This is a genomic window from Cupriavidus sp. JZ107 (genome assembly GCF_053903255.1).
Genome location: NZ_CP096481.1, coordinates 2,171,031 through 2,184,932, shown reverse-complemented (window position 1 = coordinate 2,184,932; position 13,902 = coordinate 2,171,031). Strand labels below are relative to the sequence as shown.

20 protein-coding genes are annotated in these 13,902 nt (G+C 67.5%); all 20 read left to right on the top strand.

Annotation, left to right across the window (positions count from 1 at the left end; translation table 11 throughout):
* Positions 1-3: 3 nt before the first annotated feature.
* Entirely contained in the window at positions 4-1,278 is a 1,275-nt protein-coding gene (locus M1D55_RS19425) for a phage portal protein (protein ID WP_456281608.1), read from the top strand.
* On the top strand, positions 1,217-2,053 hold the full coding sequence (locus M1D55_RS19420) for a phage minor head protein (protein ID WP_456281607.1): 837 nt from the start codon (positions 1,217-1,219) through the stop codon (positions 2,051-2,053). The genes M1D55_RS19425 and M1D55_RS19420 overlap by 62 nt, the downstream gene beginning before the upstream one ends.
* A gap of 11 nt (positions 2,054-2,064) precedes the next feature.
* Entirely contained in the window at positions 2,065-3,126 is a 1,062-nt protein-coding gene (locus tag M1D55_RS19415; RefSeq protein WP_456281606.1) for a DUF2213 domain-containing protein, read from the top strand.
* Between the two features lie 2 nt (positions 3,127-3,128).
* On the top strand, positions 3,129-3,572 hold the full coding sequence (locus M1D55_RS19410; protein ID WP_456281605.1) for a structural cement protein Gp24: 444 nt from the start codon (positions 3,129-3,131) through the stop codon (positions 3,570-3,572).
* Between the two features lie 64 nt (positions 3,573-3,636).
* Positions 3,637-4,596, top strand: coding sequence for a DUF2184 domain-containing protein (locus M1D55_RS19405; protein WP_456281604.1), 960 nt, complete (start codon positions 3,637-3,639; stop codon positions 4,594-4,596).
* Position 4,597: 1 nt separating this feature from the next.
* Positions 4,598-4,894 (top strand): HeH/LEM domain-containing protein, encoded by a 297-nt coding sequence (locus tag M1D55_RS19400; protein WP_456281603.1) that lies wholly within the window; start codon positions 4,598-4,600, stop codon positions 4,892-4,894.
* Positions 4,895-4,897: 3 nt separating this feature from the next.
* On the top strand, positions 4,898-5,290 hold the full coding sequence (locus tag M1D55_RS19395) for a DUF4054 domain-containing protein (RefSeq protein ID WP_456281602.1): 393 nt from the start codon (positions 4,898-4,900) through the stop codon (positions 5,288-5,290).
* Positions 5,265-5,720 (top strand): hypothetical protein, encoded by a 456-nt coding sequence (locus tag M1D55_RS19390; protein WP_456281601.1) that lies wholly within the window; start codon positions 5,265-5,267, stop codon positions 5,718-5,720. Before M1D55_RS19395 ends, M1D55_RS19390 begins: the two co-directional genes overlap by 26 nt.
* Before the next feature lie 98 nt (positions 5,721-5,818).
* Entirely contained in the window at positions 5,819-6,079 is a 261-nt protein-coding gene (locus M1D55_RS19385) for a hypothetical protein (protein ID WP_456281600.1), read from the top strand.
* Positions 6,076-6,588: a phage neck terminator protein gene (locus M1D55_RS19380; RefSeq protein WP_456281599.1), complete on the top strand. Its 513-nt coding sequence runs from the start codon at positions 6,076-6,078 to the stop codon at positions 6,586-6,588. The genes M1D55_RS19385 and M1D55_RS19380 overlap by 4 nt, the downstream gene beginning before the upstream one ends.
* 45 nt (positions 6,589-6,633) lie before the next feature.
* Complete coding sequence (locus M1D55_RS19375) at positions 6,634-7,995, top strand: DUF3383 family protein (protein WP_456281598.1); 1,362 nt, start codon at positions 6,634-6,636, stop codon at positions 7,993-7,995.
* A gap of 12 nt (positions 7,996-8,007) precedes the next feature.
* A complete protein-coding gene (locus M1D55_RS19370; protein WP_456281597.1) occupies positions 8,008-8,436 on the top strand; it encodes a phage structural protein in 429 nt (142 codons plus the stop codon).
* Complete coding sequence (locus M1D55_RS19365; protein ID WP_456281596.1) at positions 8,436-8,939, top strand: phage tail assembly chaperone; 504 nt, start codon at positions 8,436-8,438, stop codon at positions 8,937-8,939. Before M1D55_RS19370 ends, M1D55_RS19365 begins: the two co-directional genes overlap by 1 nt.
* Before the next feature lie 14 nt (positions 8,940-8,953).
* Positions 8,954-9,091: a hypothetical protein gene (locus M1D55_RS19360; RefSeq protein WP_456281595.1), complete on the top strand. Its 138-nt coding sequence runs from the start codon at positions 8,954-8,956 to the stop codon at positions 9,089-9,091.
* A complete protein-coding gene (locus M1D55_RS19355) occupies positions 9,088-11,040 on the top strand; it encodes a tape measure protein (protein WP_456281594.1) in 1,953 nt (650 codons plus the stop codon). The genes M1D55_RS19360 and M1D55_RS19355 overlap by 4 nt, the downstream gene beginning before the upstream one ends.
* Entirely contained in the window at positions 11,037-11,618 is a 582-nt protein-coding gene (locus M1D55_RS19350; RefSeq protein ID WP_456281593.1) for a phage baseplate protein, read from the top strand. The genes M1D55_RS19355 and M1D55_RS19350 overlap by 4 nt, the downstream gene beginning before the upstream one ends.
* On the top strand, positions 11,618-11,953 hold the full coding sequence (locus M1D55_RS19345; RefSeq protein ID WP_456281592.1) for a phage baseplate plug family protein: 336 nt from the start codon (positions 11,618-11,620) through the stop codon (positions 11,951-11,953). The genes M1D55_RS19350 and M1D55_RS19345 overlap by 1 nt, the downstream gene beginning before the upstream one ends.
* Positions 11,937-12,851 carry a phage protein gene (locus tag M1D55_RS19340; RefSeq protein ID WP_456281591.1) on the top strand — a complete coding sequence of 305 codons (915 nt, stop codon included), beginning with the start codon at positions 11,937-11,939 and terminating at the stop codon, positions 12,849-12,851. Before M1D55_RS19345 ends, M1D55_RS19340 begins: the two co-directional genes overlap by 17 nt.
* Positions 12,848-13,537 carry a Gp138 family membrane-puncturing spike protein gene (locus M1D55_RS19335; RefSeq protein ID WP_456281590.1) on the top strand — a complete coding sequence of 230 codons (690 nt, stop codon included), beginning with the start codon at positions 12,848-12,850 and terminating at the stop codon, positions 13,535-13,537. The genes M1D55_RS19340 and M1D55_RS19335 overlap by 4 nt, the downstream gene beginning before the upstream one ends.
* Positions 13,537-13,896: a hypothetical protein gene (locus M1D55_RS19330; protein WP_456281589.1), complete on the top strand. Its 360-nt coding sequence runs from the start codon at positions 13,537-13,539 to the stop codon at positions 13,894-13,896. The genes M1D55_RS19335 and M1D55_RS19330 overlap by 1 nt, the downstream gene beginning before the upstream one ends.
* The last annotated feature ends 6 nt before the right edge of the window (positions 13,897-13,902 follow it).

Here is a 13,902-nt window from a genome sequence, read left to right as displayed (position 1 = left end):
ATTATGAGACTCGACGGATACGAATCGGCGCTGCTGGGCAGTCGCGCCCTAGCGCCGCAGCTCGTGCCGCAGTCGGCGATCGAGCTCTACGCCACGGGCGGCTTGTATGGCAGGGTCGTCGACATGCCGGCCGACGCGGCTGTCGCGCGCGGCGTGACCATCGAGGGCGACACGGAGAGCGTGGTGGCCAATGAGCTGGATCGCCTCAAGGCGCTGCCGGCCCTGGCCGACGGCATCCGGTGGGCGCGCCTGACCGGCGCCGCGGCAATCTTGCTGGTCGCCGACGATGGCGGCCTGCTGCGGGATCCCCTCAATGTCGGTGGGCTGCGGAGCATCGAAGAGCTGAAGGTCTTCGACCTGGACGACATCAGCGCGACGGACGATCGGTACCTCGACCCGACAAAGTCCAACTTCGGCACGCCGGAGCGGTACCGCGTTCGGGTGAACGTCACCGGTGTCGCCGAGGGCGAGTTCACTGTCCATGAGACGCGCCTGATTCCGATCTCTGGCGATCCGCTGCCGCGGCGTATGGCGGCGATCAAGGGTATCCCGTGGGCCGGCCGTAGCGCCGTCACGCGCCCCTATGCCGTCATCAATCAGTACCGGCAGTCGCTGCGCTGGGCCCTGAGCATCCTTGAGCGGAAGCAGCAGGCCATCTACGGCATGAAGGGCCTGGCCGAGCTGATCCAGGCCGACATGGAAGGCGTGGTGCAGAAGCGCATCGGCCTGGTCGACGCCGTGCGGAACGTGCTGAATACCGTGGCCGTCGACGGCGAGGACCAATACCGCATCGAGGACACCAACGTCAGCGGCGTCCGCGACGTGGTCGCCGAGTTCCAGATTGCCCTGTCGGCAGAGACGGGCATCCCCGTCACGCTGCTGTTCGGCCGCTCTCCGGCCGGCATGAACTCGACCGGCCAGGCCGACTTCGACGGCTTCTACGACATGGTCGAGAACTACCAACGCAACCGCGGCACGCCGGCGCTGGAGCGGCTGGTGTCGTTGATCCTGGCGCAGAAGAGCGTCGCCAAGAACGTTGACCAGTGGTCGATCGGCTGGCCTGCACTGCAAAGCCCGACCGACAAGGAAAAGGCGGAGGTGCGCAAGGCCAACGCGGAAGCCGAGAAGGCGGAAGCCGACGCGCTGGGCGGCCTGATAGACCGCGGCGTGATCAGCGAGGAAGAGGGCAAGGACCATCTGGTCGCGGAAGGCAGGTATGGACTTGAACGCGCTGAAGGGAGCCGGACGGCGGCCACGCAGTACGCCACGCAGACCTAAGAAGTGGCTGCATCCGGCGGCGATCGAGCGGGAGTACGTGCGGGCCGTTCAGGGCTTTGCCGACCGGACGGTGCAGGCGGCAGAGCGCTACATCATCCCGGCGCTGGCCCAAGTCAGAAGTGACGACCTGAACCGGCCGCCTGAGGACGACCGTTGGTACACGGCCCTCGAGGTGGCATTCGCCGAGGCGCTGGCCGCCGCTGCCGTCTCCGACGAGGCGCTGCGCAACGTGATCGACCTGTTCGCCGGCCGGGTGGACGCCTTCAACAGCAACCAGTTCCACGCGCTGCTTCGCGGCGCCTACGGCGTCGACATCGTGACGGCCGAGCCTGGCATCGGGCCGCTGATGCGTGTCTGGGAGGCCGAGAACCTGCGCCTGATCAAGTCGATTCCGACGCAGTACCTCGACAACCTGCAGGGCCGAATCGTGGCCGCCGTCGCGCGCGGTGAGTCGCTGCGCAGCCTGACCGCCTTCGTGCGGGACACCTACCGACTGCCGATGGAGCGGGCCGAGCTGATCGCGCGAGACCAGATCGGCAAGCTCAATGGCCGGTTGACCGGCTACCGGCAAACAAATGTCGGCGTCTCCGAATACCGGTGGCGCGGCACGCTGGACGCGCGCGAGCGCGATGCCCACGTCGCCCGGGAAGGCAAGGTGATCTCGTGGGACATGCCACCGGACGACGGCCACCCCGGCGAGCCGATCCGCTGTCGCTGCTGGGCCGAGCCGGTGCTGCCCGATCTCGATGACCTGGACGCGTTGATCGTCCACTGAAGGTGAAAACGATGGTGATGCGATTCGACACCGCGCCGCTCAAGGCAACGAGCACGCGCGAGGGGTTCATCACGGACACGCCGATCCTGACCCGGACCGGCATCTTTCCGTACAAGAACCCTGACGGCTCCACGCGGCTGGAATTCCGGCCGCCGGAGGAGGTCTTCCACGCCGACTCGCTGGCCAGCCTTAAGGGCAAGCCGATCACCAACGGCCATCCCGGCCTGGTGACCGCGCGCAACGCCAAGCAGCACACCGTTGGCGCCGTGCTCACGGAGGGGCGGCAGGACGGCGACAACATGGTGGGCGAGGTGGTCATCTACGACACCGCGCCTATCGCCGAGGGCAAGAAGGAACTGTCCCTCGGCTACACCCTCGACCTCGACGAAACGCCGGGGGAGTGGAACGGGCAGCGGTACGACGCGGTGCAGCGAAACATCCGCATCAACCATCTGGCCCTGGTGAAAGCTGGCCGGGCGGGGAATGCCCGCCTGAATCTGGACGCGGCGGATGCCGATTTGACCAACGATGAGGAAAGCGAACCCATGAATATGGTGAAAGTTCGCCTGGACTCGGGACTGTCGTACGACGCCGCGCCCGAGGTTGCCCAGGAACTGGAGGCCCTGCGGGCCAAGGTGAAGGCCGAGGCCACGCGCGCCGACAGCGCGGAAGCCCGCGCCGACACCGAAAAGGCCCGCGCCGAGAAGGCCGAGAAGGATGTCGAGCAGGCGCGCGCCGACGGTCTGGCGCAGGCGCTGGCCCGCACCCGGCTCGAGTCCGAGGCCAAGACGCACGGCGTCGAGATCAAGCAGGACATGGCCGACAAGGACATTCGCGTCGCCGTGATCAAGGCGGTCCGCGGCGACGGCTTCGACGTAGCCGGCAAGTCCGACGCTTACATCGAGGCGGCCTACGACCTGGCGGTTGCGGAGAAGGGCCAGCGCGCCGACGCACTGGCGAGCCAGCGCAAGGAGATGCAGACCAAGACCAACATGGACGGCAAGGATGGCCAGCCGCAATCGGCGGCTTCCGCCCGCAGCAAGATGATCGCGCAACAGCGTGGGGGTGAATGACCATGTACGAGAACTATCAGGACGTCGCCTTCGCGGGCATGAAGGTGGATTCGGGCGATGACCGCGTCGAGTCGTTTCCCGTCGCGGGCAACCTGCCGATCGGCGTGGTGACCGGCACGGACGCACAGGGCCGGCTCGTTCCGGGCCCCGGTACCAAGGTGCGCGGCATCACGCTGCAATCGCACACGATCACGGCGCAGACCTACGTGCAGTACGACTGCGCTTCGGTCATGACGCGCGGTCTGGTGTGGGCGCGCGTGACGCCGGCCGCCGCGGTGACCAAGGACGGCCCGGTCAAGTTCGCCGCCGACGGCACGGTCTCCGACGCGGGCGCCAACACGCTGCCGAACGCGGTGTTCCGCAGCGCCAAGGTGACGACCAGCAATGGCGTCGAGATCGTGGCCGTCGAGCTGCACAACCCGTTCTCGGTGCCCGCCGCGGCGTAACCCCAGATCCAGAACCACAAGAGCCCGCCGCGCGCGGGCTTTTTCATTTCCGCGAGGGAAAACCATGGAACACCTGCACTACGACGAAGCCGATCTGGCTGGCGTCCGCGCAATCGCGCCCCAGATGGGCGGCCTGCGCGAGGACGAGTCGATCTTCACGGCGCGCCAGCTCGACTACGTCAAGGCTCGCGTCTACAACAAGAAGCTGCCGCCGATGAAGGGCCTGCAGCTCGTGCCGATCGAGACGGACGTGCCGGAGTGGGCGGAGACCGTCACCTTCCGCATGTACGACCAAGTCGGCATGGCCAAGATCGTGGCCAACTACGCCGACGACCTGCCGCGCGCGGACGTGAAGGGCACCGAGAAGACCATCCGGGTCAAGGACATCGGTGACAGCTACGGCTACAACATCAACGAGCTGCGCGCCAGCGTGGCGCTGGGCCAGAACCTGCCGACCCGCAAGGCTGATGCGGCGCGCCGGGCCGTGGAGATCAAGCTGAACCAGATCGCCATGGTCGGCGACGCGGACTATGGGCTCTACGGCCTGGTCAACCACCCGAACATCGGCATCACGGCCGGCCTGAATGGCAACTGGGACGACCCCACCACGACGGCCGACGAGGTACTGGCGGACCTGAACGCGCTCTACAACACGGTGCGCGTGCAGTCCAAGGGCGTGCACACCCCGAACATCGGTGCCGTGCCGAGCGCCCAGCACGCGGCGCTGTATTCGAAGCGCCTTCCCGACTCCGGCGGCCAGACGGTCGCCGAGTTCTTCATCAAGCAGCACCCGGGCTTCGCCTTCGAGGAAGTCCCCGAGCTCACCGGTGCAGGCGCGGGCGGTACCGACGTCGCGATCTTCTACGAGCGCAGCGCCGAGAACCTGAACCTGGATCTCGTTATGCCGTTCAACCAACTGCCGGCCCAGGCGCGCAACCTGGAACTGGTGGTGCCGTGCCTGGCGCGTACCGCGGGCGTCACCGTGCACTACCCGCTGGCGCTGACCAAGGGGGAGGGCATCTGACATGGCCAACGTCAAGAACGTCTCCACGCACGTCGTGTCGATCCGCGGCACGACCATCATCCCGCCGCTGGGCTCGGCCGACATCGACCTGAAGACGCCCGGCGTTTCGGCGCTGCTCAAGCGTGGCGTGCTCGAGGAAGTGCCCGACGCGCCTGTGCAAGAGCAGGGCGGCCAAGGTGACGGCTCGCCGGCCACCGTGGCTGAACTCAAAGCCGCGCTGACCGAGCTGGGCATCGACTTCCCGGACAACGCCAAGAAGGCCGATCTGCAGGCGCTGTTCGACGCGGCGGGGAAGTAAGCCATGGCGGCCACCATCGAGCTGCTCGACTTCCTGGCGCCGGCTGTGGCGGAGGCCGCGGAGGCGGACAAGAATCGGGCACTCTCGATGGCGGCTGCCTACCGGCCGTCGTGTCTGCCCGAAGCCAAGCAGGATGAGGCACAAGCCTGGTATGCGGCGTGGCTGCTGTACCAGCGCATGCAGCAGACCGCCGACGGCGGCGCCGTCATCCGGCCCGGTGTGGTGAGCGAGAAGGAAGGCGATCTCGCGCGGACGTTCGGCAGTACGGCGGGCGCCGACGGCGTTGCTGATCCGTTGGGCTTCTACGGCCAGTACAAGCGCCTCGCCGACCTGTGCGGGTACGGCGCCATCACCGTCGGGAGGCACCGTCATGGCTGCTGCTGTGAAGGTCATTGATCGGGGCCTGGCCAAGTACGTGCGCGGCATGTCGAAGCTGAGCGGCCGCGGCGTCAAGGTCGGCATCCAGGCCGACGCCGGCAAGGACCCGAACTCCGGAACGGACCTGCTCGACATCGCCATCTTCAACGAGTACGGCACCGAGACCATTCCGGCCCGGCCGTTCGTGCGGGACTTCTTCGAGAAGAACCGGACAGTGCTCGGCACGGCGATGGACCGGCAGGCCGACGCGGTTGCCGCTGGCGCCAGCCCGACCACCGCCATGGAAACGCTTGGCCTCTGGGTCGAGAAGCACCAGAAGCGGCACGTTCAGCAGTCGCCGGCCTGGGCAGTCCCGAATGCGCCGGCCACCGTCAAGCTCAAGGGCAGCAGCACGCCGCTGATCGACCACGGCACGATGCTGAACGCCATTCGGTACGAGAAGCTATGAGCAGCTTTCGCAGACCCGTGCAGGTGATCCGGCGCTCCGCCGGGCAGTGGGTGGGCGGGCGTTGGGTGGAAGGGCCGGACGGCCCAGCAGACACCATCATGGCATCCGTTCAACCGGCCACGCTGTCCGACTACGACACGCTGCAGGCGCTGCCGGAAGGGCGGCGAGTGGAGGCGATGGTGCGCGTCTACACCGACGCGGTGCTGACCGTGGCCGGTGCCGACGACACCAACGGCGATCGCGTCGTCTGGCCGCACGGGCCGCGACCCGGCAACTACCTGGTGCGCGCCGTCAGCCCGTGGCAATCGGGCGTGATCTCGCACTACCGCTATCTCGCCGTGCTGGAGGTCGAGCCATGACGCCGGAGCAGGCCATCTACGACCTGATCACCACCGCGGCGACCGCGCCCGTGATCTTTGCAGACGAGAACGGACCGCGCCCGGCCAAGCCGTACATCGCCCTGCGCGTGAATCCGGCCAGCCGACTGCCGGTTCATCGCGGCCCGGTCGACGACGCCGGCGTACAGGCAGTCTCCGCGCACCGCTCCGCACAGGTGGAGCTGCAGTGCTTCGGCTGGGGCTGCATGAACGCCCTCGACGCTCTGGGCCAGCGCCTGCACATGCAGGCGGCATTGGACCGCGCCGAGCAGCTCGACCTGGCCGTGACGGCCGTTGGCCAGCTTCGGCAGGTGCCGGTGCTGCGCGACGCCACGACGTACGAGCCCCGTGCCGTACTCGAGCTGACCATCGACTACACCACGACGCTGCCCGACGAGGTCGGCGTCATCGAGACGGTGAATATCACCGGAACAACGGACGGCGGCGCGCTGCCGGGTCCAACGATCACGATCCACGCCAGCGTGGAATAGAAGACCGACGCCGCCTCCGGGCGGCGATTTCATTTGGAGCCGCGAATGGCCAACCTCGACCGTATCGTCAACGTCCAGATCAGCCTGAGCACCACGGCGATCAAGGAACAGTCCTTTTCCGACCTGCTGGTGATCGGGCCCCATGCTCTGTCGCTCCCGCGCGTCATCGCCGTGACGGAGGCCGACGAGCTGCTGGAGATGGGCTTGCCCAGCACGTCGCCGATCTACGCCGCGGTGCGCGACGTGTTCAAGCAGATCCCGACGCTGAATCGCTGCTTCGTCGGCCGCCAGGCTGTCGACGATATCGATGTGGCGGTCACCCGGGCGTCCGAGTCGCAATACGCCGTGTCGCTGAGCTGGTACGACGCCAACGGCGTGGCACAGACAGCGACGGCCGCCTATACCGGCCTGGCGGCCGACACTGACACGCTGATCGCCCAAGGGCTTGCGGCTGCCATCGAGGCGACTGCCGCGCCGGTATCGACCACCACCACCGGCGGCGTGGTCACCATCACGCCGAACGTCAACGGCGAGGCGATCGCTGTCAGCCTGGCCGGCAACCTAGCGCTGCAGACGCCGACCAGCACCGAGCCGCTGGGTGAGGCGCTGGCCGCGTGCCGGCGTCAGAACGACGACTGGTACGGTGTGGTGCTCTACAGCCACGCGGAAGCCGACATTCTGGCGGCCGCCGAATGGGTGGAGACCAACGAGAAGCTGCTCGGCGTGTCGTCGAGCCAGGCCAGCATCTTGGATCCCGGCTCGAACACCGACATCGCGAGCAAGCTGCGCGACAAGCAGTACTTCCGCACCCACCTCTGGTATCACGCCGCCGCGGGCACCGAATGGCTGGAAGCCGCGATTTCGGGCAACCGCTTCACCATCTATCCGGGCGGCGAGACCTGGGCGAACGTGCGGCTGGCCGGCATCACCGTCGACAACCTGGCCGAGGGAGCATCCATCGCGGCGCGCGCGAAGAACGCCAACACCTTCGAGCCGTTCCGCAACTTCGCGATCACGCAGGGCGGCAAGGTCGCCGCCGGGGAATGGATCGACGTGATCCGCTTCCGCGACTGGCTGGCCGAGCAGATCAAGATCAACGTCGTCTCGGCGCTGGTCAACGCGTCGGCCAACGGCAAGGTGCCGTACACCGATGCCGGGATCGCGATCGTGACCACCGCGATGCGCAAGGCGCTCGACTTGGGCGTGGCCCGGAACGGCATCGCGCCGGAGGAACTGGACGAGGACGGGCGGAAGATCCCGTCGTACACGATCAGCGCGCCGCTGTCCGCCAACGTGCCGTTCAACGACAAGGCCAACCGGGTGCTGAACGACGTCTCGTTCACCGCGCGCCTGGCCGGCGCCATCCATGCCGTGACCATCCGCGGCAACCTGACCTACTCGCTCTAATCGGAGTCGCTTATGACCGTCCACACCTACGACCCCGCGCGGGTCATCGTCACTGTCGCGGCGGCCACGCTGAGCGGCCTCTCCGAAGACACCTTCATCAATATCGAGGAGATCGGCGACGGCGTCACCTCGACTGTGGGCGCCGACGGGGAAGTCGCGCGCGCGATGTCCAGCGATCGCCGCTGCCGGGTCACCATCACGCTGCAGCAGACCAGCGCCGGTAACGACGTGCTCTCGGCGCTGTTGGCCGCGGACCGCCTCAGCGGCGGTGGCGGCATCTTCCCGATCGCCATTGCCGACCTGCGCGGCCGCACGGTGTTCAACTCGTCCGAAGCCTGGGTGGTGAAGAGCCCGAACGCGGAATTCGGCGCCGAAGTGGGCGAGCGCGAATGGACCATCGAAACGGGCAGCAGCACCTACTTCGTCGGGGGTAACAGCTGATGGCCCACATCCTGAACGTCACGATCGGCGACGCCGAATTCATCATTCGCAAGATCGACCCGTTCGTCGCCCTGCAGATCTTCGGCGACCTGCAGCGGGACATCTTGCCGGCCGTCGGGCATCTCCTCGAAGGTGTCTTCGCCGAGGACAAAGGCGGCGATGCCAAGGCGAAGGCGGACGCGAAAGCAGACGCCGCGGTGGCCGAAGCCATTCGCGAGCTGTCCGGCAAGCTGGATGGCGCTTCGCTGACGGCCTGGGCGGACCGACTGTTCAATCCCGAGTTCGTCGCGGTGTCGATCAACGGCCGCGAGTCCAAGCTGACCAAGGAGATGCGCGCCCTGGCGTTCCGCGACGCCGGCGACATCCTGGAGCTGATGTTCCACATCATCCGCCACAACTTCGCGGATTTTTTTCTGCGCTGGGCCGGCCGTATTGGACCGGTCCAAGGTCTCGCGGCGAAGCTGTCGGGCGGTTCCGGCCCGACTTCGAACGCGAACTCGTGATCTGGCGCCCCGTCATGGCGGGGCACGTCAAGCTGGGCGAGATCCGAGCCGGCGCGGTCGACCTGGCCGACCTCCTGAAGCTGAACGCGCTGATGGACGCGCAGGAAGCCGCCCAGGAGCGAGCGGCAAAGAAGGCGAAAGGTAAGCCATGAATGCGATCCGCGAACTGGTGACCGTGCTGCGGTACCAGGTGGACAACTCCGGTCTGCGTCGGTACCAGGAGGCCTATCGCACCGCGCTCGGCAAGATCGGCGCCGGCGTGCGCAATGTCCGCGACTTTGGCCTCGGGTTCGTCGACGGTGTCCGTCAGGGTATCGGAGAGGTGGTGGCCGGCCAGCGCGCGCTGAACGGCGCTCAGGCGCAAGGCGTGCGGCAGGTCGAGCAGATGGCCACCGGATACCGTGCGATCGCCGGCGCGGTGCGCACCTTCCTAGCGGGTGTGTCTGTCATCTCGTCTGCGCGCATTGCCGACGAATGGGCGAGCGTTGAGGGCCGCGTCGGACTTGCCACCAGCAGCGTCCAGGAGCAGAAGACCGCGCTGGAGGAGATCTACGCCATCGCCCAGCGCGCGCGGCAGGAATACACCGCCACCGGTGACCTGTTCCAGAAGGTGCAGCGCAACGCAAAGGATCTCGGTCTGGAGCTGCGCCAGTCGCTCGGCCTGACCGAGATCATCGCCAAGACGATGACCATCGGCGGCGGCGACACCGGCTCGCAGCAGGCCGCGCTGATGCAGCTTGGCCAGGCACTGGGGTCGGGGTCGCTGCGTGGCGACGAGCTGAACTCGATCATCGAGCAGGCACCGCGGTTGGCCGAAGCCATTGCGGAGGCGTTCGGCGTGCGCGTCGGCGAGCTCCGCGACCTCGGCAAGGCTGGCAAGCTGACCAGCAAACAACTGGCCGAGGGGCTGCTCAAGCAGGCCGACAAGATCAACGCCGAATTCGAGCGCATGCCGAAGACGTTCGGCGGCGCGATGGTCGTCCTCAAGAACGCCCTCGGCCGCGAGATCGCCAGCTTCAACAAGGCCACCGGCGCGGCGGAGACCTTCGCCGGCGCCGTTGCGCTGGTCGCGCGCAATCTCCGCTCGGTGCTCGTCGTCATCGGCCTGATCGGCGCGTCGTGGGGGCTCGTGCGCCTGCGCGCGGCCCTGGTCGGCGCTACGGGCTCCGCGACGTTGCTGCAGGCCGCCATGGTGCGGCTGCGCGCGCTGTCGATGGCCGCGCTCTGGCCGTACCTCCGGATGGCGGCGCTACTGACCAGCCTCTACCTGATCGGCGAGGACATCCTCGTCTGGCTGCGCGGCGGCGTGTCGGTCACCGGTGGCCTGATCGGGCGCGTCGAGGAATGGCAGGAGTGGATCGACCGGATCCGCGATGGTCTGGCGTGGATCAAGGACCAGCTCGGCGGCCTCAATGACGAGTTGGGGCCATGGCTGCGCAAGTGGGGCACGATCGGCGTGCTGATCCTGGGCCTCAGCGGACCGTTGTTCCGGGTGCTGCAACTCGTGTTCACGCTGGGGAAAGGCGTGCTCTTGCTCGGGCGAGGCTTCGGCCTCGTGCTGCGCCTGGCCTGGATGCTGGTGGCCGGCTTGGCCGCGATTGTGGGCTGGCCAGCGCTGCTGGTCGCGGCCGTCGTCGCGGCGGTGGCCGCCGCCGGCGTGGCCATCTACAAGCATTGGGACGACATCAAGAAGTGGGGCGCTGACGCCTGGGACAGCATCACCGCTGGCGCCGGCGCGGCCTACGACTCGATCGTTGCCTGGATCAAGGGCATCGGCGAGTCCATCTCCACCTGGATCACCGGCAAGCTGGAAGAGGCGAAATCCATGTTCAGCAGCCTCGCACCGGACTGGCTTAAGACGGGAGCCTCGTGGGTAAGCCGGAACGTGCTCGGTGTCGGCGCCGCGGATGTTCAGCGCGCCGGCGTGGCGACCGGATCGGTGACGGTGCAGAACAACATCGCCGGGGTGACGGTGAACGCGCCGAACGCCAACCCGGCCACCGTTGCCGCGGCGACGCAGCGCGGCGTGTCGGGCGCGCTGGCCGGCGCGCGCGCCAGTACCGCCGGCGTCGCGGTACCGATGGTGGAGGCCATGCCATGAGCTTTGTGTCCCTTGTGTTCTCGCTGGGCACCGCCAAGAGCAGCGTCGGGGCGATAACCCTCGACGCGCTGCTCGACGAAAGCACGGAGCTCAACAGCCGCGCCACCGAGTACGCCGTCGAGGAGGGCGCGCCGATCTCCGACCACATCGTCCAGGAGTCGGAGCGGCTGTCTCTGTCCGGATGGGTGACGGCGGCCGATACGGAACTGTTCGGCGCCGGCGGCCGCAGCAAGCTGATCACGGCCAAGGATGCTTTGCGCGCCATGCACGCGGAGCGCGCGGCCACCACTGTCGTGACGGGCCTGGACACCTATCCCGACATGGTGATGGAGACCTGCAAGGTCAGCCGGGACGGGGAGGGCGAATTCCTGCATCTGGCCTGCGAGTTCAAGCGCATCCGCAAGGCGACACTTCGCACGGCCGAGATCCCGCCAGACAAGGTCTCCACCTCCGCCTCAGGCGGGCGCGCGAAGGGAAAGGCCGGCGCGACCAAGACAAAGGCCGGCAAGGTGAGCGGGACCGAGCCGACGGCGCAGGAGCGCTCCCGGCTGTCGAGCAACGTGCACTGGGGACGCTGATGATCAAGATCCCGGTGCTCGACGCCAACGACAGCCTGACCGAGGTGGTGCTGGACGGCGAAACGTTCTTCCTGCATCTGTCCTGGAACAGCGAGGCCGAGCTGTGGACGCTCGCAATCGAGAACGCCTACAACGAGGTGATCGTGAGCGGGATTGCCCTGGTGCCCGACACCCCTTTGCTGGACCGATACCGGCATCTGCTGGTGCCGGCCGGCGAGCTGGTCGCGCTGGCGCCGGATCGGCGGGACAACATCAGTCGCGAGGCCTTACCGTCGGGCGACGTGGCGCTGATCTACGTCGAGGCGGAGGAACTGGCCAATGGCACGCTTCAATAGGGTCTACCGCGCGCTGATCGGCCCCGCCGGCCGGCCCGGCATCGAGATCAAGCCCCCGATCCGGGTGACCTTCGACATCGACAAGGACGCCAGCGAACAGCCCAACCCGCACAAGATCCGCTTCTTCAACCTCGCCCCGGCGACCCGCAAGGGCATCGAGGAGCCGGACCTGCGCTGCGTGCTGTACGCCGGCTACGGTGAAGAGGATGGCCCGATCCTGCTGGCTGCCGGCGCCATCACCTTCGCCTACAGCTACTTCGACGGACCGGACGTGGTGACCGAGCTCGAGGTGCGCGACGGCTACGTCGAGATCCGCGACACCGCGGTATCCCTCGGCTATGGGCCCGGCGCCACGGCTCGAACGATCATCACGGACATCGCCAAGCAGATGGGCCTGCCGCTGGTGATGGCGAGGGATGTGCCGGACCGCGCCTGGCAGAACGGCTTCTCCTTCTACGGGCCGGCGCGCCAAGCGCTGCACAAGGTGGTGCAGGGCACCGGCTTGGAATGGTCGATCCAGAACCAGACCCTGCAGGTGGTGCCCAAGCGCGGCACGACACTGCGGCAGGCGGTGGTGCTGGCCGCCGACTCGGGCCTGATCGGCTACCCGGAACGCACTCGCGAGGGCGCGCGCGAGAAGGCGCGCGTCAAGGACGAACGGACGGGCAACCGCGCCAACCTGGTCAGCGCCGAGCAGCAGCGCGACGGCTGGCGCGTGCGATCGCTGCTGCTGCCGCAGGTGAATCCCGGCGATCTGGTGAAGCTGGAGAGCCGGTCGGCCGAGGGCTTCTATCGCGCAGAGAACGTCAAGCACACCGGCGACTCCGAAGGCGGCGACTGGCAGACCGAGCTGCATCTGGTCGACCGCAAGGCGCCCGTCAAACCGAAGAAGAAATGATGGACATCACCGAACTGCGCCGCCTGATCGCGACCGAGCTGTCCGAGGTCCATACGACCCTGCCGGGCGTGATCGTAAGCTACGACGGGCAGACGGCGGTGGTGCGGCCGGCGTTGCCGAAGCAATTGGCCAGCGGCCAAGTGCTGGACGCCCCGCAGATCGTGCAGGTGCCGGTGTGCTGGCCGATCGGCGACGTGGGCGGGGCGGTGGCGCTCATCTCGGTGCCGCTCAAGCCGGGCGACCCGGTGAAGCTGTCCTTTTCCGAACGCGCGCTGGAGAACTGGCTGTCGGGCTCGGACGGGCCACCGGACGATCCGCGGCAGTTTGACCTCTCCGACGCCTTCGCGACGCCGGTCATGCGGCCGGGCGCCGCGGCTGCCGACACGGTCAACGTGAGCGTGCAGTACGGCGCCTGCTCCCTGAAGCTGTCCCCCTCTGGCGATGCCACGCTGGTCGGGCCCGGGACGTTCACGGTGGACATGGTGACCGTGTTCAAGCAGGAGGTGACCATGGAGAAGCTGCTGACATACATGCAGGGTCTTGCAGGGGCGGGCGGAACTGGCCGCACGACGATCACCGGCGATATCGACCATACCGGCGGCACGATCCGCTCGACCAGCATCGTCGAGGATGGCCACCGCCATACCGACAGCATCGGCGGCAAGACGTCGACACCGGAGCAGTGATGGCACTCGATCTAGCACTGACCGCCGGCCACGACCTCGATCTGTCTCCGGCCGGCGATACCTCCCTGATCGACGGCGCCGAGCGAATCGCCCAGCAGATCAAGGTCACGCTGCTGACGTTCCTCGGGGAATGGTTCCTCGACATCACGGTGGGCGTGCCGTACCTCGAGCAGGTTCTGGTCAAGGCGCCGGATCGCGCGGCGCTGGAGGCGATCTTCCGCTCGCGCATAGCCGCGGTGCCCGGTGTCCGCCTGGTCCGGCGGATCGACCTGCAGATCGACCACCAAGGCCGCGCGCTGGCGGTCGACTTCGAAGTGGACAGCGACGAAGGGCTGATCGCCCGCCGCTACCTTCTGTAAGCACAA